Here is a 24,008-nt window from a genome sequence, read left to right as displayed (position 1 = left end):
ACGATTAGTTAATCGAACAGCGAGCCGCCCTTCGGCTCCTCCTTCGACGTTCCGGCCGCCTCGTCCCGAAGCACCTCCTTGCGGCCGCCCGAGGTCTGCACGACGAACGCCGAGTTGCGCGTCTGGTAGGCGGGCTTGGCCAGCAGCGCCTCGATATTGCTGTAACGTGTCGGTTTGGCGCCGAGCACGACCTGTTCGGGCTGGCGCGGAGCGGGTTTGGGCGCGGCGGGTTTGATCGGCTCCAGCACCGGAGCCGCCGGTTCGGCCGCAGGCTGCTCGGCATTGCGCGCCGCAGGCACGATCGGATGCATTCCGTGCTGCTCCTCGTCGCCCTCGAAGCCCGTGGCCACCACCACCAGTTCGATGGCGTTGCCCAGTTGCGGCTTCTCGCTCGTACCCCAGATGATGTTGGCGTTGTGGATCACGCCGCGGTCGTCCTGCACGCTGGCATGGGCCTGGATGTATTCGAGAATGCGCACGACCTCTTCGTACATGAGCGCATCGGCGTCCGAGACGGATATGTTCAGCAGGATGTTCTTCGCCCCCGAAATGAGGTTGTGGTCCAGCAGCGGCGAGCGCAGCGACGCCTCGGCCACCGCCTCGGCGCGGTTGTCGCCTTCGGCCACGGCCACGGCCATATGGGCGCGGCCGCTGTCGCGCATCACCTTCGAGACGTCGGCGAAATCGACGTTCACCAGATCGCTCTCTACGGTGATGATCTCGGCGATGCCCTTCGCCGCCGAAGCCAGGATGTCGTCGGCCTTGCCGAAGGCCTGCTTGAGCGAGAGACGCCCGTAGATCTCGAGAATGTTCTCGTTGTTGATGATGAGCAGCGAATCGACGTTCTGCCGCAGCTCCTCGATGCCGCGGAACGCCTGCTCGTAACGGATCTTGCCCTCGACGGCCAGCGGCGAGGTGACGATGGCCACCGTCAGCAGTCCCATCTCTCGGGCCAGTTTGGCGATGACGGGCGAAGCGCCCGTACCCGTGCCGCCGCCCATGCCGGCCGTGATGAAGATCATCTTCGTACCGACCTCCTCGAGCTGCTGGCGGATTTCGGGCAGCGTCTCGACCGCGGCGCGGCGCCCGTTCTCGGGATCGTTGCCCGCGCCGAGCCCCTCGGCCCCGAGGCGGATTTTCCGCTCCACGGGGCTTTTGTCCAACGCCTGCTGGTCCGTGTTGCAGACCATGAAGGTCACGCCCCGGATGCCGAGGTTCCACATGTGGTTCACGGCGTTGCCTCCGGCCCCGCCGACTCCGACCACCGTGATAATCGACCCGTCCGTACGCGGAGCCTTGATTTCCGACATCAATTCGTCTGTCATATCGTTATTTCCTAATTATCCAAACAACTTAAATTACCCTTTTTCTCCCGCAGGTAAGCGGGTTTCCGCGGCGTTTACAAATCCGGCCCTCTCCCAAACCCCTCTCCTCGGAGGGAACTTGCCGCAACGCAGCCGGGGATTCAGCCGGGATTTCGACCGGAATGCAGACGAACGGATCCGCCCTAAATCTCCTCGTCCTCGGCCGCCGAGAAACTCTTGTTGATCTTGTCGAACGTCTTCTGGAAGATCGAGCCCCAGTCGCGCTTGCGCCGAGGCGCTTCGGACGCCGGACGCTCCCCCGACCGCTCCCGCTGCCCGGCGGTCTCCTCCTCCGGAGCCGGTTCGGCCGCAGCGGCAGCCGGCGCCTCTTCCTGATGCGGACGGGGCGGCACATGCCGGAACCCGGGCGCGGGCTGCGGCGGCTGTACGGGAGCGAACGGGCGCCGCGGTTCGGCGGCAGCAGACGCGTCCGCCGGCGACTGCGGCCGCTCAGCGAAGGCGCAGCCGCCCTGTTCGGCCCCCCGGAGCAGAATGCCCGCGGCCGTCGAGAAGGCAGGATCGGCGATCCGGGCCTGCGACTCCTCCGAAATCCCCGCCTCGGGAAGCGCCACGCGCACGTCCATCTTCGTCACGCGGCGGAACAGCTCGTCGAGGTCTTTCAGACGGGCCGAGCCGCCCGTCAGGACGATGCCGTAGGCGAGTTTCCCGTCGTAGCCCGAATCGCGGATCTCCTGCAGGACGAACTCCGCGATGTCCGTGGCGCGGGCCTCGATGACCGTGGCCAGGTTGCGCAGCAGGATGTCCTTCGCCTCGCGGGCCGTGCGGCCGTTCACCCGGATGAGTTTCTCGTCCGAGGCCAGTTCGGCGACGGCCGAACCGTACTTCTGTTTCAGGCTTTCGACGTGTTTCTCGGGAACGCTCATCGTCCGGATGTCGCGGTTGATGGCCGACGCCCCCATCGGGATCGAGGCGATGTAACGCACCACGTTGCGGTAATAGACCGCCACGTCCGTCACGCCCGCGCCGATATCTACCACGGCCGCGCCCTCCTCCTTCTCGTCGGGCAGCAGCACCGCCTCGGACGAGGCCAGCGCCCCCGGAACGACTCCCAGCATTTTGATCCCCAACCGCTTGAGCGCCATTTCGAGCCGCTGGATCGGCGTGCGCAGGCAGAGGATGAAGTTGAACGTCGAGGAGAGCTTCTTGCCGAACGACCCCACCGGGTTCCGCACTTCCTGACTGTCATCGACCATGTAGTTCTGGGGCACGCGCTCCATGATGGTCTCGTCGTCGGGCGCCTGCACGTTGCGCATCCTGTCGAACAGCGCATCGACGTCCTTCCGATTGACGCCGTTCTGCGGATCGTAAACGAAGACGTGGTCCGTATGGCGGGCGCAGCGGACGAAATCGCCCGAGATGCCGGCATACGCCTCCGTGATGCGTATGCCCAGTTGCTCCTGGACCTCCTCCACCGCCTCGCGGATGGCCCGGCTCACCAGCTCGATATTCTCGATCTTGCCGGCATGGACCCCTTCGACGGGTTTCGAGACGACGCAGGCCACGTCGAGCGTCCCTTCGGCCCCTTTCGAGCCGACCGCCACGACGACCGACGAAGAGCCCAGATCGACGGCTACGGTATAATTTTTTCTTTCCACGGTACAAATTTATTTCTTGCAAACCACCTGATTCCTGTATCTGACGTCGATCGTCCGGTACTCGTCCCAACCGATCGACGAAAGGCCGCTGCGGTAGAACCGCAACAGTTTGTCGAACTTTCCCCCGATGTCGTCCAACCGGCCGAAGAGGATCGTGAAACGGCCGCTCCGGGGCGTAAGCTCCACCTCCAATGCGCCGCTGGGGGTCGTCCGAGCCGCGATCTGCACCACTTCCGACCTCCAGAAACCGTCGTCCTCGACGATTTTCACAAAGGTAAGGAGTTTCATGAAATCTTCGTAGCTTTTTTCCAATTTTTTTTGCGCCCGCCGCTCGGCCTCCTGCTGCGCGGCGATCCCCTCGATCCGCTCGCGGATCACCCGGCTCCGGTAGCGGTAATCGCGCCGCAGCCGCGCCTTCTTCTCCCGCAGCTCCCTGACGCGGGCGTCGAACTCCCCGGAGCTCTCCAGCCGCCACCAGCGCCGCTTGATCCGCATCCGGCGGAGCACGGCGATGTCGCGGTCGTTCTCGATCTCGCGGCGGTAATAGGGATATTTCTCCCGCTCCAGTTGTTCGATGCGTCGTTCGATCTCCTGCAGCCGCTCGTCGATATGCCGCCTCACGTCGCCCGTGTAGGAGGCCGGGAAGGGCGGCCGGTACGGTCCGGTCACCACCGGCACGTAGAGCGACGAGGCGCGCGGCGCGGCGAACACGTACCCCTCGGAGGTGACATAGGCGTTCATGCCGTCGGTCAGCAGCCGCAGGAGCGGCTTGCGCTGGCTGATCCCGATATGCAGCACCGCACCGTAATCGACATAGGCCACCGCTTCGTCCACGAAACCGTTGCGGGCGATCAGCGTCTCGATCCCCGACAGGTCCACCTCATCAACAGCCGTGCCGATCGTAGGAATCCCGCTGTCCGAAATCCAGCCGCGGACCATCGCCGCCGACACCAGATGCCCCTGCGAGGTGCTGTCCACCACCTCGATCTCCATGCGGGCGACCGTCCGGGCCTTCCGCGCACGGCGCGCCGCAGCGGCCGCCCAGAGCATGTATCCGGCGACCGCCGCCCAGAGCAGCGTCAGCAACGCGTATTTGAGAGTCCGGTTCAATGTCCGTTGTTCCGTTCGCTTCCATTCATCCGCCCGGGACGCCGCCTCAGCTCTTCGCCCGCAGCCGTTCGGCCAGCGCCCCGCAGCAGGCGTCGATATTGCCCGCGCCGAACGAGATCACCACGTCGGTCGGCATGGCGGCCACCTCGTCGGCCAGCCGTCCGCGCTCCACGATGCGGCAGGGGACGGTCACCAACCCGGCGATCAGCTCCGACGAGACCCCTTCGATCGGCTCCTCGCGCGCCGGGTAGATCGGCAGCAGCACGACCTCGTCGGCATGCGACAGCGCCTCGGCGAACTCCACGTAAAGATCGCGCGTGCGGGTGTAGAGGTGGGGCTGGAACAGCGCCGTGATGCGCCGCCCGGGGAACATCCGCCGGACGGAGGCGAGCGTCGCCGCCAGTTCGCGCGGGTGGTGCGCATAGTCGTCCATGTAAACCTGCTTCGGCGTATTGACATAGAACTCGAACCGCCGCTTCACGCCCGAGAACGAGGCCAGCGCCCCGCGCAGGGCGTCGGCGTCCGGCTCCGCGCCCTCCGCCTTCGCGGCACACCACACCGAGGCCACGGCCGCCACCGAATTTTCGATATTGACCCACCCCGGAACGCCCAGCGTGCACCCCTCGATCACACCCGACGGCGTGACCACATCGTAGCGGTAGTGCCCCCCTTCGAGCAGCCGCACGCCGCGGGCGTAGAAGTCGCACGGCTCGTCGTAGGAGTAGCAGTAAACCGCGATACCGGGGTTGTCCGCCACGATCTCCACCCCCTGCTTGAGAATCAGCGCGCCGCCCGGCCGGATCTGCCGCACGAACTGCGCGAAGGCCTCCTTGAGGGCCTCGTGCGTCCCGTAGATGTCGAGGTGGTCCGCATCGGCCGAGGTCACCACGGCCACGTCGGGATGCAGCCGCAGGAACGAACGGTCGAACTCGTCGGCCTCGACCGCCAGCCGCGGTCCGTCGCCCAGCACGAGGTTGCCGCCGAAATTCTTCGAAATGCCCCCGAGGAAGGCCGAACCGCCGCCCGTCAGCGCACGGTTGAGCCACGCCACGAGCGTCGAAGTGGTCGTCTTGCCGTGCGTCCCGGCCACCGCCATCACGTATTTCCCTTCGGAGAGGTGTCCGAGCATCTGCGACCGCTTCTCGATGGAAAAGCCCCCGTCGCGGAAGTAGCGGAACTCGCCCAGGTCGTCGGGCACGGCCGGCGTATAGACCACCATCGTGGCCGCCGGATCGCGGAACGGACCGGGAATCCGCCGCACGTCGTCTTCATAGTGGATCGCCGCCCCTTCGGCCTCCAGTTCTCCAGTCAGCAGGGACGGCGTGCGGTCGTAGCCCGCCACCCGTTTGCCCTCGCGGAGGAAATAGCGGGCCAGGGCGCTCATGCCGATTCCCCCGATCCCGAGAAAATAGATATTGTCGAACTTCATAACTTCGCTCTGTCGTTTGCATTCGTCTTCTTCGCGGCCGCCGCACAGGCGTACCGCCCCGGGTCCGCAGCCGTCAGGCCATCGCCCGCACGATCTCGTCCACGATCCGCTCCGCGGCGTCGGGACGGGCCAGCGCCTCCAGACGGCGGCTCATCTCCGCCAGCGCCTCCCGGTCGGCGAGCAGCTCCAGCGCCCGCGGCATGGCCCGCGTCCGGCACTCCGCATCGGGAATCACCACGGCCGCCCCCCTGCGCTCCAGCGCCCGGGCGTTCTTCGTCTGGTGGTCCTCCGCCACGTTGGGCGAGGGGACGAAAACGACGGGCTTCGCCACGAGGCAAAGCTCCGAGACGGTCCCCGCGCCGCTGCGCGAAATCACCAGATCGGCCGCCGCATAGGCGTAATCCATGCGCTCGATGAAGGCTCCCTGCCAGACGTGCGCCGCGGGGTGCGCCGCCAGAAAGGCCTGCATCTCCCGCTCGTAGTACTTGCCCGTCTGCCAGATCACCTGCACCGGGGCCGTGCCGCCGGTCTGCACGATCCACGCCTTCATCATCTCGTTGAGCGAGCGCGTACCGAGCGATCCCCCGACCACCAGCACCGTCGGCAGGCCGGCCGTCAGGCCGTAATGCCTCAGCGCCTCGGCACGGTCGGCTCCCTCCTTCGAGAAACGGCCCCGCAGGGGATTGCCCGTGAGCACGATCCGGTCGGCCGGGAAGAAGCGTTCCATCCCCTCGTAGGCCGTGCAGATACGCCGCGCGCCGCGCGCCAGAATCTTGTTCGTCACCCCCGCGTAGGAGTTCTGCTCCTGGATTACGGTCGGCACGCCCATCCGCTGCGCGGCCCACAGCACCGGTGCGCTGGCGTAGCCTCCGAAGCCCACCACGACGTCGGCCCCGAACGTGCGGATCGTCCGCCGCGCCTGCCGCAGCGACCGCAGCACCTTGAAGGGCACGGCGAGGTTGTGCCAGTCCATCCGCCGCTGCAACCCCGCGATCGGAAGCCCCACGATGCGGTAGCCCAGCGCCGGGATCTTCTCCATCTCCATCCTGCCCTCGGCGCCCACGAACAACAGTTCGACCTGTTCGCCGAAACGGCGCTTCAGCGCCTCGGCCACCGCCACGGCCGGGTAGATATGGCCCCCCGTGCCGCCTCCCGAAAGTATAATGCGTTTCATATCTTCTGCGTTTTCCTGTTTCGTTCCGCACGGAGCGTCACTGTCCCCAGCCGCCCCTGTCCAGCGACCGGTAGTTGATCGCCTCGGCCACGTCCGACGCCCCGATCCGCCCGCGTCCCGCCAGGTCGGCGATCGTGCGCGCCACCCGCCGGATGCGGTCGTAGGCCCGGGCCGAGAGCGCCAACCGCTCCATCGCCCGCTCCAGCAACGCCGCCGACGCCGCGTCGAGACGGCAGTATTCGGTCAGCATCGCGCTGTTCATCATCGCGTTCGTATGCACGCCCGGCAGGTTGCGGAACCGCTCCGCCTGCATCCCGCGCGCCCGCACCACCCGTTCGCGGATCGCCGCGCTCGGTTCGCCCGGGGCCGCGGCCGCGAGTTCGGCGGGCGCCACGGGCGTCACCTCCACATGCAGGTCGATACGGTCCATGAGCGGCCCCGAAATCCGGCCCATATAACGGTGCACCGTCCCCGGCGAACAGACGCACTCCCGCGCCGGATGGTTGTAATACCCGCACGGACAGGGGTTCATCGCCGCCACGAGGATGAAGTTGGCGGGATACTCCACGCTGTACCGCGCCCGCGAGACGACGACCCGCCGCTCCTCGAGCGGCTGCCGGAGCACCTCGAGCACGCTGCGCCCGAACTCGGGCAGCTCGTCCAGAAACAGCACCCCGTTGTGGGCCAGCGACACCTCGCCCGGACTGGGCGACTGTCCGCCGCCGATGAGCGCGACCTGCGACGTGAGGTGGTGCGGCGCCCGGAAGGGCCGCCGCGTCATCAGTCCGCCCGCCGCGGCGATCTTTCCCGCCACGGAGTGTATCTTGGTCGTCTCGAGCGCCTCCTCGGGCGTAAGCGGCGGCAGGATCGTCGGCAGCCGCCGCGCCAGCATCGTCTTTCCCGAGCCGGGCGACCCGACGAGAATGACGTTGTGGCCGCCCGCCGCAGCGATCTCCAGCGCCCGCTTGGCATGTCCCTGTCCCTTCACGTCGGCGAAATCCTCGCCGTAACACGTCCCGGGGAACGCGGCGTCCTCCCCCGCTGCGGGACGGGCCGGCGCGATCTCCGTCACGCCGTTCAGGCAGTCGATCACTTCGCGCAGCGACTCCGCGCCGAGCACCTCGACGCCCTCCACCACGGCCGCCTCGGCGGCGTTGTCCGCCGGCAGCACGATCCGCCGCAGCCCGGCGTCGCGGGCACGGATCGCCAACGGCAGCACGCCCCGCACGGGCTTGAGCGACCCGTCGAGCGACAGCTCCCCGACGAACATCGTATCGGCCACGGCGCCGGCCGCGACGCGCTCCATCGCCGCGAGAATCCCCACGGCGATCGGCAGGTCGAAGCCCGAACCCTCCTTGCGCAGGTCGGCCGGCGCAAGGTTCACGACCACCTTGCGGCCCGACATGCGCTCCCCGGAGTTCCCGAAGGCCGCCCGGATGCGCTGTTCGCTCTCCTTCACGGCGTTGTCGGGCAGCCCCACGAGGTACATGCCCAGACCGCCGCCCGTGATATCGACCTCGACGGAGACCGCCACGGCGTCGATTCCGGAAATGGCTCCGGCATAGGTGCGAACGAACATATCCGTATCGTTTATGCGTTGTCGCGCCGGAACGGGACCGCCCCGCCCGGCGCTGAAAATTTCCGTCAGAACGGCGCCTCCTCGTCGAGCGAGCGGGGCGTCAGGTCGAACTCCGAGCTCCCGGCCGAACCCAGCCCGCCGCCGAAGCCGGTCCCGGGAGCGCCGCCGAATCCCGTCCCCGGCACGGAGTTCGAACCGCTGGCGTAGTCGTCGTAAGCCTGCCGGGCGTCGGCCGCCTGCGCGGGCGGCAGCATCGAATCCTCCAGATCGGCGAAGCGCGCCTGCTCCTTGAGGAAGCGCAGGTTCACGTCGCACACCGCGCCGTTGCGGTGCTTGGCCAGGATGATCTCGGCCATGCCCGCCGTGGGCATTCCGTTCTCGTCCTGATTGATGCCGTAATACTCGGGACGGTGGATGAAGGCGACGATGTCGGCGTCCTGCTCGATGGCCCCCGACTCGCGGAGGTCCGACAACTGGGGCCGCTTCGACCCGCCGCGCATCTCGGTGGCGCGGCTCAGCTGCGAGAGGGCGATCACCGGCACGTTCAGCTCCTTGGCGATGGCCTTGAGCGTGCGCGAAATGAAGGCCACCTCCTGCTCGCGGTTGCCCTTCGTGTCCTGGTTGCCGGTCATCAGCTGGAGGTAGTCGATGATGATGATCTTGATGTCGTTGTGAATCTTCAGCCGCCGGGCCTTCGAGCGGAACTCGAAGACCGACAGCGCCGGCGTGTCGTCGATATAGAGCGGTGCGGCGCCCAGCGGCTTGGTGGCCGATTCGAGATGGCGCCACTGCTCGGGCGTCAGACGGCCCGACTTGACGTCGTTGCCCGAAAGCCCCGTCTCGGCGATGATGAGTCGCATCATCAGCTGCACGGCCGACATTTCGAGCGAGAAGAACGCCACGCCCTGCTCGTGGTCCACGGCCATGTTGCGGGCCATCGAGAGCACGAAGGCCGTCTTGCCCATCGACGGACGCGCGGCGACGATGATGAGGTCCGACAGCTGCCAGCCGAGCGTCACGCGGTCGAGGGCCATGAAGCCCGACGGCACGCCGTTGAAGGCGCTCGTGTTTTTCGACGCCTCCTCGATCTGCATGAGCGCGCGGGCCAGGATGTCCTTCGACGACTGCACCGAACGCTTGACGTGCCCCTCGGCGACCTTGAATATCTCGCCCTCGGCGAATCCGATCAGGTCCGTCACGTCGGTCGATTCGTCGTAGGAGCGTTTCTGGATTTCGGTGGCCGAACGGATCAGCTCGCGCTGCACGTATTTCTGGGCGATGATCTTGGCGTGGAACTCGACGTTCGCGGCCGAGCCGACCTTCTGCGTCAACTGCGCCAGGTACGACGCGCCGCCCACCTTCTTAAGCTCCTTCTTGACCTTCAGCCGCTCGGTCACCGTGTAGAGGTCGATCGGCTTGAGCTCCATCGACAGCTCCTCGATGGCCTTGTAGATCAGCCGGTGCTCCTCCGTGTAGAAGGCTTCGGGCGTGATGAACTCCTGGACGGCGATGATACTGTCCTTTTCGAGCATCAACGCGCCCAGCACGGCCTCCTCCAGCTCGACGGCCTGGGGAGGGACGTTGCCGGCCGTATCGGTCAGCGCCGCAAACGCCTCCCGGTTGCGGGAGGAGGGGGTAAAATCTTTCGCCATGAAGTTATCGGAATCTTTCGAAGGTCAAAAGTAGCGATTCGGGCGGACATATCAAAACGGCGCGCCCGGAGTTTTTCCGAAAAAGGTCCGTTTCGTCCCGCCGCGGACCGCTACTCCTTCACCCCCAGCTCGCGGCGCGAGACGGCCAGGGCCGCGATGCTGACGCGGCAGCCGGGCGCGGCGCGCAGCATCTCGGCGGCGCACGACAGGAGCGTGCTGCCCGTGGTCATCACGTCGTCCACCAGCAGCACGTGCCGCCCGGCCAGCCGCTCGGGACGGCGGACGGCAAAGGCCCCTTCGACGTTCGCGGCCCGCTCGCGGCGGGACTTGAGGGCCTGGCTGGCCGTATTGCGCTTCCGGCCGACGCTCCGGCGGTCCACCTCCACGCCCAGCTGCCCGGCGATTCCCTCGGCGATGTATTCCGACTGGTTGTATCCTCTCCGGCAGCGCTTGAAGGGGTGCAGCGGAAGAGGCACGACCGCCTCCACGTCGTCGTACAGCCCGCTCTCCTTCAGGCAGCGGCCGTACCAGGCGCCCATCTCGCGGGCCGCGCGCCATGCCCCGCGGTACTTGAAGGCATGGATCAGCCGCCGCCACCCGCTGCCGCGGACGAAAAAGAGGAATCCCGAGGCCCGCTCCACGGGGACCAGTCCCCAACACTTGCGGAACACCGGGTTATCGGCCTCGCGCCAGTAGCCCGTCAGCGGCGCCGTCGCGCGGCACAGCGTGCAGACCGTGCGCTCCCCGCGGGCGAGAGGCTCCCCGCAGACGGCGCACCGCCGCGGAAAGAGCAGCGACGCCGCATCGCCGAACAATTCACTGAGGATCGACATTGACGACGACGGTAACGGATTTGTATTCGGCCTGCCGGGAGAACGATTTCAACTCCTCCGCGAGGATCTCCCGCGCACGGGCCGACGAAGCGCTGCTCTCGACCTTGAGCAGCAGCCCTACGAGGTATTCGCCGCGGATGCGGTCCACGGGCGGGGCCATCGGCCCCAGCACGCGACGGCCGAAGCGCGCGCGCAGCCGGGCGGCCAGTTCCAGCACGCCCCGCCGCAGCAGCATGGGGTCGCGGTGGCGGAGCGTGAGGGCCGTCAGCCGGGCATAGGGCGGATAGAAGAAGGCTTCGCGCTCGGCGAGCTGCGCGAGGGCCATCGCCTCGTAATCGCCGGAGGCGACCTGTCGGATGACGGGATGCCCCGGCTCGGAGGTCTGGATCACCACCTCGCCCGGCTCGGAACGCCGCCCGGCCCGGCCCGCCACCTGCGTCATCAACTGGAAGGCACGCTCGGCAGCCCGGAAGTCGGGATTGTTGAGCAGGTTGTCGGCATTGAGAATCCCCACCAGCGAAACCCCCTCGAAATCGAAACCCTTGGTTATCATCTGCGTGCCGACCAGAATATCGGTCCTGCGGGCCGCGAAGTCGGCGACGATGGCGTTGAAGGCCCGCTCGGAGGTCACGCTGTCGCGGTCCAGCCGCGCGACGCGGGCTCCGGGAAAGATCCGGGCCACCTCCTCCTCGATCTTCTCCGTGCCGAAACCCACCGGCACGACATCCGTCACGCGGCACGACGGACATTTCGCCGGAACCCCCTCCGTATGACCGCAGTAGTGGCAGACGAGCTTTTCGCCGCCCTTGTGGTAGGTCAGCGTCACGTTGCAGTGGGGACAGCGCGCCGTCCAGCCGCACTCCGTGCATTCGACATAGGGCGAAAAGCCGCGGCGGTTCTGGAACAGCATCGCCTGCCCGCCCCGGGCGAGCGTCTCGCCGATGCGATCCAGCAGCAGCTTGTTGAAATGGGCGTGCCGCTCGCCGCGGCGCGCGGCGCGCAGCGTGTCCGAAATCAGCACTTCGGGCGGCCGGGCGCCGCCGTAACGCTCCCCCAGCACGGCGCGGCCGTACTTCCCGCTCCGGGCGTTGAGCCACGTCTCGAGCGAGGGCGTGGCGCTTCCGAGCAGCGTGCGGCCTCCGAACAGGCGGGCCGTCACCACGGCGCAGTCGCGGGCGTTGTAGCGCGGCGCGGGATCGGACTGCTTGTAGCTGGCGTCGTGCTCCTCGTCCACGACGACGAGCTGCAACCGTTTGAGCGGCAGAAAGATCGCCGAACGCGCCCCGACGACGAACTCGCCCCCCTCGGAGCGGCCGAGCCGCAGGAAGGTCTCCGTACGGCGGCGGGGCGTGAGTTTCGAATGATAGGGGGTGACGCGGCTGCCGAAGATGCGCTCCATGCGCTCGATGAGCTGCGCCGTGAGGGCGATCTCGGGAACCAGCAGCAGCACGTCGCCGCCCCGCGCCAGCACCTCGGCGATCAGGTGGATGTAGATTTCGGTCTTGCCCGACCCGGTGACGCCCTGCAGCAGGGCCGTGGTCTTTCCGGCGGCGAACTGTCCGCGCAGGGATTCCAGCGCCGTCTGCTGGTGCGCCGTCAGCTCCGGAAGGCGGAAGACCGCGCCGCCGCGCTCGACCGAACGTTCGCGCCGGGTGCAGACGACGTATTTCTTGCGCCGGAGGGCGTCCAGCACGGCATGATCGGCCCGGAGCAGACGGCGGGCCACCTCGCCCGTCGCAATGCGCGTCTCATCGCCGGCCGCGGCCAGTTCGAGCAGCGCTTCGTACTGTTTCGGGGCGCGCCGTTCGATTTTCTCGCAGATTTCGTGAAAACGGCCCTCGTCGCGGAGTTCCGCGGCCAGCGACACGTAACACTCGGTACGGGGACGGAACTCGTCGTCGGAGAACTCCTCCTCCGTGTCGCCCGAGGGCTTCATCAGGGCGGGCAGCGCCACGCGCATCACCTCCCCCAGGGAGCACATGTAGTACGAGGCGATCCACTCCCACAGGGCCATCTGCTCCGGCGAGAGCAGCCGCATGCCGCCGTAAAGCACGCGGGAGACGGATTTGACGGTCCTGAAATCGGGACGGCGGTCATGCACCCGCCATACGATCCCCGTATAGATCCTTCTGCGGCCGAACTGCACCGCCACGGCCTCGCCCCCGGCGACGGTCACGCCTTCCGGCAGGGCGAACGTGTAGGCGGGCTGCGCCAGCGGAAGAACTATGTCGGCATAACGGGGCATCAGGGTTTGCTGATGGCCTGGAATCCCTTGCCGTAGACGCCCATGACCGAACCGACGGACATGAAGGCGTTGGGGTCGATGGTCTTGACGAACTTGAGGATCGTGGCCGTCTCGCGCTTGCGGCAGACGACCATCACCACCTTCGACCGCTCCTTGGTGTACCACCCCTGCGAATCGAGCAGCGTCACGCCGCGGTGGATGTTCTGCACGATGGCGTCGGCCATCTTCTCGTAGTCGTGCGTCACGATGAGCACCTGGCTCGACTGCTGGTTGCCGGCCATGATCATATCGACCGTATAGCCCACGACGGCGGTCATGACGTAACCGTAGATCACCGTGTCGATGTTGAAGCCCACCAGCAGCGACGACCCGATGATGATGAAGTCCGAGAAGATGAGAATCTTGCCGTAGCTGATCGTGCGGTACCTGTTGATAATCATGGCCACGATGTCCGTGCCGCCCGTCGAGCCGCCCTGCGCGAAGCACATGGCGATGCCGATGCCGGCCAGGATGCCGCCCAGAATGACGGCCAGAATGCGTTCCAGATGAAGGAAATCCCCCTCGGGCAGCACGTCCTGCCAGAAATTCATGCCCAGCGAAATGACCACCACGCAGAAGATCGTCTTCACGCCGAAGTTCCACCCCACGATGAAGCCCGCCACGAGCAGCAGGATGGCGTTCAGCACGAAGACCATCGTACCGATCTGGATGTCCACGCCGATCTGCTCGAGCGCGCTGCACACCACGAGCGAAAGGCCCGCCGCACCGCCGCCCGTTCCCTTGACGGGCAGGATGCAGCCGATCCAGCCGAACGAATAGAGCATCATGCCCACGGTCATCAGGAAATACTCCTTGACGCTCTTCAGAACGGTCTCCATAGTAAGCGTTTTCATAGCCGACACGCAATTTAACGATTATGCCACAAAGGTATAAAAATTTCGCCTTGATAGGCGTTCCGCTCCTCCAATCTTTTTTCGAGCATCGCCCACAGCTGCTCGTTGCGCACCAGCCCCCAGTTGCGACCGTAATGGTAGCGCGGCGGAGCCTCCGAAGCGAAGCGCTCGACGACCAGATCGGGCCGCAGGCGGCGGAGGATTTCGACGATCAGATCGAGGTACTCGCCGATCTCCCAGAAACGGAACCGCGCGGGGTCGGCGTCGTACTCGGCGGCCATCGGCGTCCCCCGGAAGACCTGCAACTGGTGGAACTTCACGGTCGTCAGCGGCAGGGCGTTGATCCGTTCGGTCTGTCCGACGAGCTGCTCGTCCGTCTCGCCCGGAAACCCGAGGATGAAATGCGCGCCGACGGGAAGCCCCCGCGCCGCGGTCCGCTCGACGGCCCGGCGGGCGCAGTCGAAATCGTGGCCGCGGTTCACGGCCCGCAGCGTCCGGTCCGAGGTGGACTCGATGCCGTACTCCACGGCCACGTAACGGTCGCGCGCGATGTCGCACAGCAGATCGAGCGTCGCCCCGTCCATGCAGTCGGGGCGCGTGCCGACGACGATGCCCGCCACGTCGGGATGCGCGAGCGCCTCGCCGTAGAGCGCGCGGAGCCGTCCGGGCGGCGCGTAGGTGTTGGAATAGGACTGGAAATAGACCAGGTAGCGCTGCGCCGTGCGGTAGCGGTTGCGGTGGAAGTCGATCCCCTCGGCGATCTGCCGCGCGACGTTCTTCCCGCCGCCGCAGTAGGAGGGCGTGAAGGCCCCGTTGTCGCAGAACGTGCAGCCGCCCCGCCCCACCGTGCCGTCGCGGTTGGGGCACGTGAAACCCGCATCGACCGAGAGTTTCTGCACCCGGCCGCCGAACAGCCGGCGGAAATAGCCCGCATAGGAGTTGAACCGCCGCGTATCGCCCCACGGGTAGATCGTCCGCTGCGCCACTACTCCCGGTTTTTGGAGTCCATCCAGATCGTGACGGGCCCGTCGTTCACCAGCGCGACCTGCATGTCGGCCCCGAAGCGTCCCGTAGCCACGGGGCGCCCCGACAGCTCAGCCACACGGGCCGCGAAACGTTCGTAAAGCGGACGCGACACCGGCTCGGGAGCGGCCCGGACGTAACTCGGGCGGTTGCCCTTGCGGGTCGAGGCCAGCAGAGTGAACTGGCTCACCACGAGCACCTCGCCCCCGGCCTGCACGACGTCGCGGTTCATCACCCCCGCCTCGTCGTCGAAGATGCGCAGCCGCACGAGCTTACCCGCCAGCCACTCCACGTCCTCCCCGCCGTCGTCGGGCTCCACGCCGACGAAGACCAGCAGTCCGGCCCCGATCCGGGACCACGCAGCGCCCCCGATTTCGACGGAGGCGCCCTTCACGCGTTGAATGAGCAGTCGCATGGCGTCACGGATTTTCGAAATGGGCCCAAAGGTTGTCCCCGGCCGGCACGGGGGCCGTGACCGACACCGGGCTGCGGCGCACGGGGTGTTCGAACTCCACGCGGCGCGAATGGAGCGAAATGCCGCCGCCGGGCAGCGACCGCTTCGCGCCGTACTTCAGATCGCCGCGGATCGGGCAGCCGATCTTCGACAACTGCGCCCGGATCTGGTGGTGGCGGCCCGTGATGAGCTCGACCTCGACGAGCGTGTAGTGCGTGCCGACGCCGAGTGTCGCATAGCGCAGGCGCGCCTGCTTGGCGTCGCCCTTCGGAGCGTCGAAGGCCCGCGAACGGTTGGTCCGCCCGTCGCGCAGGATGTAGTGGAGCAACTCGCCGCTTTCAGGATCGGGCGTGCGTTCGGTCAGCGCCCAGTAGGTCTTGCGGATGCGCCCTTCGCGGATCATCTCGTTGAGTCGCACGAGGGCCTTCGAGGTCTTGGCGAAGAGCACCGCGCCGCTCACGGGGCGGTCGATGCGGTGCACCACGCCGAGGAACACCGCGCCGGGCTTCGCGTCGCGGCGCTTGATGAACGCCTTGATCTGGTCTTCGAGGGCGCTTTCGCCCGAGGGGTCGGGCTGCACCAGATCGCCCGCATGCTTATTGACCACCAGCAGGTGGTTGTCTTCGTAGAGAATATCGTTCGGGTCAAACATAGGCAGGAATCAAGAGGCGGAGGCGCGGCCGGCCGCGCCCCCGGGATGAACCGTATCAGAGGACGAAGGCGAAGGGCAGCAGCCTCGCGGCCGAATCGACCGCCGAAGCCGACCCGCCGCCGCTCATCACCACACGCATGGGCACGCCCTGCCGCCGCTCGACATCGACCATCACCTGCCGGCACTGCCCGCAGGGATAGCACTCCCGCGCCGAGGGGTCCGACGCGATGGCCAGCGTCTCGACCGGATCGTCGGGGTAGTTGGCCTGGGCGTAGAAGAGCAGCGAACGTTCGGCGCAGAGTCCCGCGGGATAGACCTCGCTTTCGAAATTGCTGCCGCAGAGAATCCTGCCGCTGCGCAGGCGCGCGGCGGCTCCCACGCGGAATTTCGAGTAGGGCGCATGGGCGTTGGCCGTGGCCCGTTCGGCCTCGGCGACCAGCCTGCGGTCGGCTTCGGGAAGCTCCGCGAGCGCCGCATAGTGTTCGTAGTCGAAACTGAATCGCTTTTCCATAACTCTCCTGTTTTAACGGGTTTTAACGGGGCGAAGCAAGCAAAGATAGTGCGAATATTCGGGTTTTCCGAATTTCGGTCCGTTTTTCTCCGTCCGGAACCGGAAAGAGGACGCCTTGCGGGCGTCCTCTCCATCCGGCACGGGCCCGGGGACCCGGTTATTCGAGCACGAACTTCGCCTGCACGCCGTATTCGAGCCTGATGGTCTTGAAGTCGAGCGGCTCGTCGGCCGAAGCGGCCTCATCGGCCGCGGCCCCGAAGGCCTTGGCGCTGCGCATGACGATCATGTTGTCGTAATAGGTCGGCATCACGTTGTTGTTCGAATCGTAGATATAGAAGCATTTGCCGATGCTCTGCCCGATGGCTTCGGCCATTTCGCAGGCGCTCTGCCGCGCGTTGCGCATCGCCGCGAGCCGCACCTCCTGCTTGTAGGCCTCCAGTTTCGAATGCGAGACCTTCAGGATCGAGACGTTCGAAATCCCCAGGGCGTCGAGCGTCTGCCAGACTTTCGCCACCTCGGCCGCGGAGCCCAGCTGCAACTGGTACTTGGCCGTGGCCACCGAGGTGTTCTTCTTGAAGAATTCGCTCGAGAGGTTGGCCACCTTGAGCTGCTTCTCGACATCGACGCTCAGCTTCCTGAGCGCGGCGATCATGTCGCGCTGCTGGCTCTCGACCGAAATCCGGCCCTTCGAGTCGCGCTCGTTGATGACCACCTGAAGGTAGAACTCGTCGGGAGTGATCTCCTTCTCGGCCCGGCCGTTCACCTGGATATAGCTGGGGTACGCCTCCTGCATCTGCGCCATCGCGGGGAACGCCATCAGGGCGGCCGCCGCCAATACGATCAATCGTTTCATAACTTTTCGTCTTTTAGGTTTTCGGAAAATTCCTTTGCAAATAAAACGCCGGAACCGGAAGGATACTGCATCCGCGGCGGGTCGTTTCACCCGCCGATCCGGCCGTTTCGCCCCGGCGGTCAGCGCCGCACGAGTTTGACGACATTCTCCACGTGGTGCGTATGGGGGAACATATCGACCGGCTGCACCGCCTCGACGCGGTAGGCGCCGTCCATGAGCGCCAGGTCGCGCGCCTGCGTGGCGGGATTGCAGCTCACATAGACGATACGCTGCGGCGCGGCGTGCAGGATGACCCCGATGACCGGTTCGTCCACGCCCGCCCGCGGCGGGTCGAGGATGACGACGTCGGGGCGGCCGTTCGCCGCGATGAAATCGTCGTCGAGCACCGCCTTCATGTCCCCGGCGTAGAAGACCGTATTGGCGATGCCGTTCACCTCGGAATTGATCCGCGCGTCGGCGATCGCTTCGGGCACGTACTCCACGCCCACGACCTTGCGGCAGTGCGCGGCGCAGAAGTTCGCGATGGTCCCCGTACCCGTGTAGAGGTCGTAGAGCACGTCGCCGGGCCCGAGCGCCGCGAAGTCGCGCGCCACCTTGTAGAGTTCGTAGGCCTGCTCCGAATTGGTTTGGTAGAAGGACTTGGGGCCCACCTTGAATTGCAGCCCCTCCATCCGTTCCACGATATGATCCTTGCCGCACCAGAGCACCGGGTCGAGGTCGCCCACCGAGTCGTTGAGCTTCGTATTGACCACGTAGAAGAGCGAGGTGATCTGCGGGAAGGAAGCGGCGAGGTGCTCCATGAGGGCCCCGATCCGCGGACGGTCGTCGGCGCCGAAGACCACGACGACCATCACCTCGCCCGTCGAGGCCGTGCGCACGATCATGTTGCGCATGAGGCCCGTATGCGTGCGGGCGTTGTGGAACGTATAGCCGCGCTCCATGCAGAACCGTTTGGTTTCCAGCCGGATCGGATTCGACGGATCGGGCTGCAACCAGCAGCGACGGATATCGAGCACCTTGTCGAACATGCCCGGGATGTGGAATCCCGCGGCGGGCGCGGCGCCGATCTCGCCGCCCGCCCCGATCTCCTCGCGCGTGAGCCAGCGACGGTCGGCGAAGGTGAATTCGAGCTTGTTGCGGTAGAACTGCGTGCGGGCCGAGCCCAGACACGGCGCGATTTCGGGCAGCGCGATCCTGCCGATGCGCGTCAGTTGGTCGCGGACCTGTTCGGTCTTGAAGCGCAACTGCTCCCCGTAGGGCAGGTTCTGCCACTTGCAGCCGCCGCAGACGCCGAAATGCTCGCAGAAGGGCTCCTCGCGCAACGGCGACCGCTTCACGTAACGCACGACGAAACCTTCCATGTAGCGGCGGCGTTTCGACCGGATCTGCACGTCCACGACGTCGCCCGGCACGGTCATCGGCACGAAGACCACCACGTCCTGCCAACGCCCCATCGCCTTGCCTTCGGCGGCGAGCGTCGTTATCTCGAGCCCCTCGATCAGGGGATAATTCGCTTTCTTTCTTGCCATTTCGATTTATGCTTTGCACCGCAAAGTTAGAAACAATTCGGATTCCGGCCGCCGGAAACGGGAATTTTCCGCTCCGTCACCCCGCCAGAAACTCCCGCGCGAGGGCGACGGCGCGGCGGAAGGCGCGCTCCTGCCCCGGCACGGTGACGAAGAGATGGACCGCTCCGGCCAGCTCCTCGCGCCGAACCGCCACGCCCAGCCGCAGCAACCGCTCCGCGAAGGCCTCCCCCTGGTCGCGGAGAATATCCCGCCCGGCCGCCACGAGCAGCAGCGGCGGCAGCCCGGCCAGTTCGGCGTCGGAGGCCGCGGCGGGCGAGACGAGCGGAAGCTCCTCCCGGCCGGATGCATAGGCCAGGGAGAAGGTCTCCATCAACGTCCCGTCGAGCGCTGCGCCCTGCCCGTAACGCTTCCACGAGGCCGATCCGTCGGCCCGGGCCGTCACCACGGGGTAGAACAGCACCAGCGACCGCAGCGGCGGCAGGCCCTCGGCACGGCGGCGCAACGCAACGGCCAACGCGAGGTTTCCGCCCGAGCTGTCGCCCCCGACGGAGACCCGCTCCGGCGAACCGCCCCATTCGGAGGCACGCCGCAGGGCCGTCTCCACGGCCCGCATGCAGTCGTCCAACCCCTGCGGAAAAGGGTGTTCGGGCGCCAGTCTGTAATCCGCGGCCAGCACCAGCACATGCCCCGCAGCCGCCAGTTCGGCGCAGAAACGGGCGCAACTGCCGATTCCGCCCAGCACCCAGCCGCCGCCGTGGAAATAGACCAGCAGCGGCAGCGGCCCGGAAGCGGAAGCGGCATGCGCGGCGGAAGAGACGGGAACGACGGAGGTAACGGACGCAGAAGGCGCGGCGGGGACGTAAAGCATCATACGGGGAGCGATCCGGACCGCCCGGACCCCTTCCGGCAGCGGCGGCATTCCGTTCCGCGAACGCCGCACCTCCGCAAGGGCTCTTCCGTCGCCCGCGGCCGCCTGCCGGACGGCCCGGCGCCAGCGCTCCTGCCATCCGGCGGGCAGGGAGGCCAGGAACGCATCGGCCTCGCGGCGGAAAACCTCCTCGCCGGCTGCGCAAACATCCGGCCGCATCATGCCTCCGGATGTTTGCGCAGCTTCGCCCGCTGCCGCACGCCCCCGAGCCAGAAGCCCAGCGCGAAGGGGCCGCCGAGCAGCACCGCGAGCGCCAGCACGACATACAGCAGCACCCGGCCCACCAGCCCCGGCACGGCGTCGAAGGCCGTCGAGAGCAGGTCCTCGCCCGTGGTGCGAAGCTGCTCCACGAGCGCCTCGCGCTCGCGCGAGACATACGACTGCAACTCCATCCGCTGCCGGTCGAAGCCCGAGAAGGCGTTGTCCACCGAGACGTCCATCGTCCAGAGCAGCTGCGTCGCCTGTTCGTTGAGCTCCTCCAGCACGCGGTCCGAAATCTCGGGCAGGTGCTCGGCGACGGCCACCATGCGGCGGAAATTGCGGTCGAGCGAATCGAGCTGCGCACCGATCCGGTCGCGCAGGCTGTCCTGCGCGAGCCGCATCTCGATCAGGTCCTTCGACCAGCCGACACTGTTCGAGAGTTGCTGCGTCTGGCCGCTCACGCGGTCGTTCACGTCGGCCAGCACCTCGGCGATCGACCCCACGGCATAGGCCGGCTCGACACCGTTCTCCCGGAGGAACTCGAGCCACGCAAGGGTCGTGTTGTCGGCCCCGTCGCTCTCCGTGACGGGGTTGTCGCGCATGAATTCATCGACGAACCGCTCCATGAGCGCATACCGCTCCGCAGGGAGCAGCCGCCCGGCCAGCCGTGCGGCCCGGCGGTCGAGCCGTGCGGCCGTCTCCCGCGCGATGTCGCTCTGCGCTCCGAACAGCAGCGAGTCGGGGGTCGCGGCGAAGCCCTCGTTCATGCGGCGGCAGAGAATCCAGAGGTCGGCCATCGCCACGTCGGGAATGCTCTGCATGGCGGCCGTCACTCCGGCGCGCGTGGCCCGTATCTTCCACCGCACGGCGGCCGTGCGGACCTCCAGACGGTCCGACGCCCCGATGATCGAGTCGGCGGCTCGCGCCACCTCGCCCGCCATGTCGTAGTAGAACCCGCGGGTCATCGTCCTTACGTTCATCTCCTCCTTCGAGAGGGGATCTCCCGTGGCCACCGCCACCTTCAGCAGCGAACAGCCCGTCGAGGCCGCCGCGAAAAGCGCGAGCGGCAGGCCCCATAGCATCCGTTTCACATTCATCGTCCGTTCCGTATTTTATCGCACCGCCCGCGGATGTAGCGCACGGCGGCGGGATGGCCCGCCTGGGGCATGTTGCCGTGGTCGTAGCCGTCGAATTCGAGCAGCCGGACGTCGGGATGGCCCGCGATGCGCAGCATCCGCCAAAAGTAAGCGTTCTCCTCGTAGCGGCCCAGCATCTCCAGCTCCCTGTCTCCCGAGAGGAGCAGCATCGGCGGGGCATCGGCCCGTACGTGGAAAAGCGGGGCCATGTCGTCCACGAGCGGCTGCCCGGCGGGCATCCCCAGTTCGGCGCGGCGCGTGAAGTGCGTGACCGCCTGCCCGCTGTAAGGAATCACGGCTGCCACGGCCCGGTCGGGATCCAGTCCCTGCGCCGCGAGCCAGCGCTTGTCCAGCCCGAGCATCGAGACGAGGTAACCGCCCGCGGAGTGCCCCGCCAGAAAGATCAGTTCCGGATCGCCGCCGTAGGAGGCGATATGCCGCACGACCCATGCCACGGCGGCCGCGGCGTCTTCGAGACAGCCGGCCACCGGGGTCTGCGGCGAGAGGCGGTACTCCACCCCCGCGACGGCGAACCCTCCGGCGAGCAGCTCCTCGGGAATCTCGCGGCGGCCGCCCGTCAGGCCGCCGCCGTGAAACCAGACGACCGTCGGAAAACCCTCCGCCCCGGCGGGGCAGACCAGATCGAGCCGGCACATCGGATCGTCGCGGAGCGAATCCCCCGCCTCCCGGTAAGGCACGTCGCGCACCGTGCGGCACTCCTCCGGCTGCGCGACGCAGAAGAGCGGCAAAAGCAGGGCCGAAACCCAGCATCCCAGCAATCGTTTCATCCGTTACCTAATTATTATCGAAAACCTGCCGCACACGGCGTCGTCCGCATTCCGCGGCCGCTCCTCCGGCCCGGCCGATACAAAGATACGAAATTAAATCCGGAGCGGTGCGGAAAACGGACGAACGAAAGCGGCGAAATCCCGTTTCAGGCCGCAAAATGTTCCGTTCGGCCCGGCGACCGGCGCGGAAAGGCTTCCGGACACGTTAATATCGGTTTACCAAAACCGAGGGGGGGGGCAATTTTCACGATCCTGACAATCAGCCGTTTTACGACATACCCCATTTACTATTTCCCTTACTTTGGCCGTCACAGGCTTGAATAACTCCCGCGAGTTGAGTTACTTTGTGTACCGAAAACTTCCCGGCGGAAAAACCATCCGGCGGAACCTGAAAAACCGATGAACCCGACTTATCCGACTTCGGAAAAACCGACTCCGAAATCCATGCGCCCGTATGCAGGCGGCAGGCCTCCGGTTCCTGCCGCCGCGATGCGTTCCGCCCCTTTCCGCCCCCGCCCCGAAGGGCGCGTCCGCACGGGAGGGACGGCTTTCCGCGACAGGACGCCGGAGCGGCCGATCACATAAAACGCCCGAACACCGACCATTCACTCAAACTTATCATTAACCTAATAACCCAAGTACATGAAAAATTTCTACCGCAAATGCCGCCTGCACGTGTGGCTCGCCTGTCTGACGGCAGGTCTGGGGCTGCTGTCGTGCTCCGACGACGAGGGGGGGGGAAATTCGGGCTACCGGCCCGATCAGCCCATCGTACTCGAATCGTTCTACCCTAAAACCGGCTCGATAGCCACCCAGGTCATCATCGAGGGCCGGAACTTCGGCACCGACGCCAAAGCCCTCAACGTCTATTTCAACGAGAAACGGGCCGCCGTCATCTCCTCGACGGGAAACCGCATGCTCGTCCTCGCGCCCAAGCTCCCGGGCGAAGAGTGCGTCATCTCCGTCTCCATGGGCGAGAACGAGGAGAACAAGGCGCAGTTCGACGAAATCTTCGAATACATCATCCAGACCAACGTCTCGACCGTCGCAGGCGGCGAGAAAGGAACCGACATGCCGGCGGGAACCTCGTCGCTGACCGGATCGTACTTCGCGCAGAAACCCGAATCGGGCATCGCCGTAGATGAGAACGACAACCTCTACGTGCGTTTCAAGACCGACGACGACGGAGGCACGCACCGCGTCTATATGATGAGCGAGGAGGCCAACAGCATCAAGGTCCTCAACGACTTCAGCATCCTGGTGACGGGCATCCTGCTGGGAACCGACCTCGCCACGGGCGACGTTTACTGGTATCACGCCAACATCGGCAACAAGGAATACGGCTATTTCGACCCCGCGGCCGACTACGCCAACACGAAGATGGGCGACATCAAGTGGGACCACGACCTGTTCTACACGGACGGCAACTTCGCTCCCGTATGGAACGCCATCCAGACCTTCACGATGAGCCCCGCCGACCACAAGTTCTACTTCTACACCAACGAGGGCGTGGTGGCCCGCTGGGACCCCGCCACCGGAGCCGGCGAGAACCTCACGCCGTCCGAGCGGTTCATCGACTCGCAGGGCGACATCAAGGGCGTCGTCTTCGACCCGAGGGACCCCAACATCGTCTATTTCTCCAACAAGGACCACCACTGCATCTACCGGCACGACATCGCCGCCGGAACCATCGAGGTATGGGCCGGCCGGAAAAACACGTCGGGCTATCTGGACGGACCGCTCGCCGAGGCGCAGTTCAACCAGCCCGGACAGATGGCCGTCGATCCCGAAGGGGAGGCCATCTACGTGACCGACACGGAGAACCACTGCATCCGCAAGATCACCCTGTCGAACGGGTATGTCTCGACCTTCGCCGGAACCCCCAAATCGTCGGGCTACCAGAACGGTCCCGCCGACATGGCCAAATTCAACAAGCCGATCGGGCTGGCGATCACCTCCGAGGGCAACCTCTACGTCGGCGACAGCGAGAACTACGCCATCCGCCGCATCGCCATCGAATAAGCAGGTCCCATTCAAC

General features: G+C 66.3%; 20 protein-coding genes. 1 reads left to right on the top strand and 19 read right to left on the bottom strand.

The window, feature by feature from the left end; translation table 11 throughout:
* Window positions 1-8 precede the first annotated feature (8 nt).
* The 19 genes from ftsZ to FME97_RS07105 form a co-directional block, all read right to left on the bottom strand.
* The gene (gene ftsZ, locus FME97_RS07195) at window positions 9-1,325 is read right to left on the bottom strand and encodes a cell division protein FtsZ (RefSeq protein ID WP_141428579.1); all 1,317 of its coding nucleotides are present in this window, start codon (window positions 1,323-1,325) and stop codon (window positions 9-11) included.
* Window positions 1,326-1,507: 182 nt separating this feature from the next.
* Window positions 1,508-2,980, bottom strand: a complete 1,473-nt coding sequence (gene ftsA, locus FME97_RS07190; protein ID WP_141428577.1) for a cell division protein FtsA — start codon at window positions 2,978-2,980, stop codon at window positions 1,508-1,510.
* 9 nt (window positions 2,981-2,989) lie between these two features.
* Window positions 2,990-4,090, bottom strand: a complete 1,101-nt coding sequence (locus tag FME97_RS07185; protein WP_141428575.1) for a cell division protein FtsQ/DivIB — start codon at window positions 4,088-4,090, stop codon at window positions 2,990-2,992.
* Between the two features lie 46 nt (window positions 4,091-4,136).
* The gene (gene murC / locus FME97_RS07180) at window positions 4,137-5,519 is read right to left on the bottom strand and encodes a UDP-N-acetylmuramate--L-alanine ligase (protein WP_141428573.1); all 1,383 of its coding nucleotides are present in this window, start codon (window positions 5,517-5,519) and stop codon (window positions 4,137-4,139) included.
* Between the two features lie 73 nt (window positions 5,520-5,592).
* Window positions 5,593-6,693: an undecaprenyldiphospho-muramoylpentapeptide beta-N-acetylglucosaminyltransferase gene (murG, locus tag FME97_RS07175; RefSeq protein WP_141428571.1), complete on the bottom strand. Its 1,101-nt coding sequence runs from the start codon at window positions 6,691-6,693 to the stop codon at window positions 5,593-5,595.
* 37 nt (window positions 6,694-6,730) lie between these two features.
* On the bottom strand, window positions 6,731-8,272 hold the full coding sequence (locus FME97_RS07170) for a YifB family Mg chelatase-like AAA ATPase (RefSeq protein ID WP_141428569.1): 1,542 nt from the start codon (window positions 8,270-8,272) through the stop codon (window positions 6,731-6,733).
* 65 nt (window positions 8,273-8,337) lie between these two features.
* The gene (dnaB, locus tag FME97_RS07165) at window positions 8,338-9,924 is read right to left on the bottom strand and encodes a replicative DNA helicase (protein WP_141428568.1); all 1,587 of its coding nucleotides are present in this window, start codon (window positions 9,922-9,924) and stop codon (window positions 8,338-8,340) included.
* A gap of 110 nt (window positions 9,925-10,034) precedes the next feature.
* A complete protein-coding gene (locus FME97_RS07160) occupies window positions 10,035-10,757 on the bottom strand; it encodes a ComF family protein (protein ID WP_141428566.1) in 723 nt (240 codons plus the stop codon).
* Window positions 10,741-13,002 (bottom strand): replication restart helicase PriA, encoded by a 2,262-nt coding sequence (gene priA / locus FME97_RS07155; RefSeq protein WP_141428564.1) that lies wholly within the window; start codon window positions 13,000-13,002, stop codon window positions 10,741-10,743. Before priA ends, FME97_RS07160 begins: the two co-directional genes overlap by 17 nt.
* Window positions 13,002-13,895 carry a YitT family protein gene (locus tag FME97_RS07150; RefSeq protein WP_141428562.1) on the bottom strand — a complete coding sequence of 298 codons (894 nt, stop codon included), beginning with the start codon at window positions 13,893-13,895 and terminating at the stop codon, window positions 13,002-13,004. The genes priA and FME97_RS07150 overlap by 1 nt, the downstream gene beginning before the upstream one ends.
* A 14-nt stretch (window positions 13,896-13,909) precedes the next feature.
* Window positions 13,910-14,866 carry a TIGR01212 family radical SAM protein gene (locus FME97_RS07145; RefSeq protein ID WP_141429984.1) on the bottom strand — a complete coding sequence of 319 codons (957 nt, stop codon included), beginning with the start codon at window positions 14,864-14,866 and terminating at the stop codon, window positions 13,910-13,912.
* A gap of 14 nt (window positions 14,867-14,880) precedes the next feature.
* Complete coding sequence (gene dtd, locus FME97_RS07140; RefSeq protein ID WP_141428561.1) at window positions 14,881-15,333, bottom strand: D-aminoacyl-tRNA deacylase; 453 nt, start codon at window positions 15,331-15,333, stop codon at window positions 14,881-14,883.
* A gap of 4 nt (window positions 15,334-15,337) precedes the next feature.
* Window positions 15,338-16,024, bottom strand: coding sequence for an RluA family pseudouridine synthase (locus FME97_RS07135; RefSeq protein ID WP_141428559.1), 687 nt, complete (start codon window positions 16,022-16,024; stop codon window positions 15,338-15,340).
* A 55-nt stretch (window positions 16,025-16,079) separates the two neighbouring features.
* Window positions 16,080-16,535, bottom strand: coding sequence for a cytidine deaminase (locus FME97_RS07130; protein ID WP_141428557.1), 456 nt, complete (start codon window positions 16,533-16,535; stop codon window positions 16,080-16,082).
* A 157-nt stretch (window positions 16,536-16,692) separates the two neighbouring features.
* Window positions 16,693-17,388: an SIMPL domain-containing protein gene (locus tag FME97_RS07125; RefSeq protein ID WP_141428555.1), complete on the bottom strand. Its 696-nt coding sequence runs from the start codon at window positions 17,386-17,388 to the stop codon at window positions 16,693-16,695.
* 119 nt (window positions 17,389-17,507) lie between these two features.
* Window positions 17,508-18,917, bottom strand: a complete 1,410-nt coding sequence (rlmD, locus tag FME97_RS07120) for a 23S rRNA (uracil(1939)-C(5))-methyltransferase RlmD (protein WP_141428553.1) — start codon at window positions 18,915-18,917, stop codon at window positions 17,508-17,510.
* 76 nt (window positions 18,918-18,993) lie between these two features.
* Window positions 18,994-20,007 (bottom strand): alpha/beta hydrolase, encoded by a 1,014-nt coding sequence (locus FME97_RS07115; RefSeq protein WP_141428551.1) that lies wholly within the window; start codon window positions 20,005-20,007, stop codon window positions 18,994-18,996.
* On the bottom strand, window positions 20,004-21,143 hold the full coding sequence (locus tag FME97_RS07110; RefSeq protein WP_232522849.1) for a hypothetical protein: 1,140 nt from the start codon (window positions 21,141-21,143) through the stop codon (window positions 20,004-20,006). The genes FME97_RS07115 and FME97_RS07110 overlap by 4 nt, the downstream gene beginning before the upstream one ends.
* Window positions 21,140-21,970, bottom strand: coding sequence for an alpha/beta hydrolase (locus FME97_RS07105; protein ID WP_141428549.1), 831 nt, complete (start codon window positions 21,968-21,970; stop codon window positions 21,140-21,142). Before FME97_RS07105 ends, FME97_RS07110 begins: the two co-directional genes overlap by 4 nt.
* Before the next feature lie 642 nt (window positions 21,971-22,612).
* On the opposite strand from FME97_RS07105, the gene FME97_RS07100 reads away from it, so the two are divergent.
* Complete coding sequence (locus FME97_RS07100) at window positions 22,613-23,992, top strand: IPT/TIG domain-containing protein (protein ID WP_141428547.1); 1,380 nt, start codon at window positions 22,613-22,615, stop codon at window positions 23,990-23,992.
* Window positions 23,993-24,008 lie beyond the last annotated feature (16 nt).

Origin of the sequence: Alistipes dispar, from assembly GCF_006542685.1 — a bacterium.
In the GTDB taxonomy this organism is placed as follows: Bacteria; Bacteroidota; Bacteroidia; order Bacteroidales; family Rikenellaceae; genus Alistipes; species Alistipes dispar.
The sequence above is the reverse complement of the archived record's forward strand: the minus strand, read 5'-3'. Positions and strand labels throughout refer to the sequence as shown.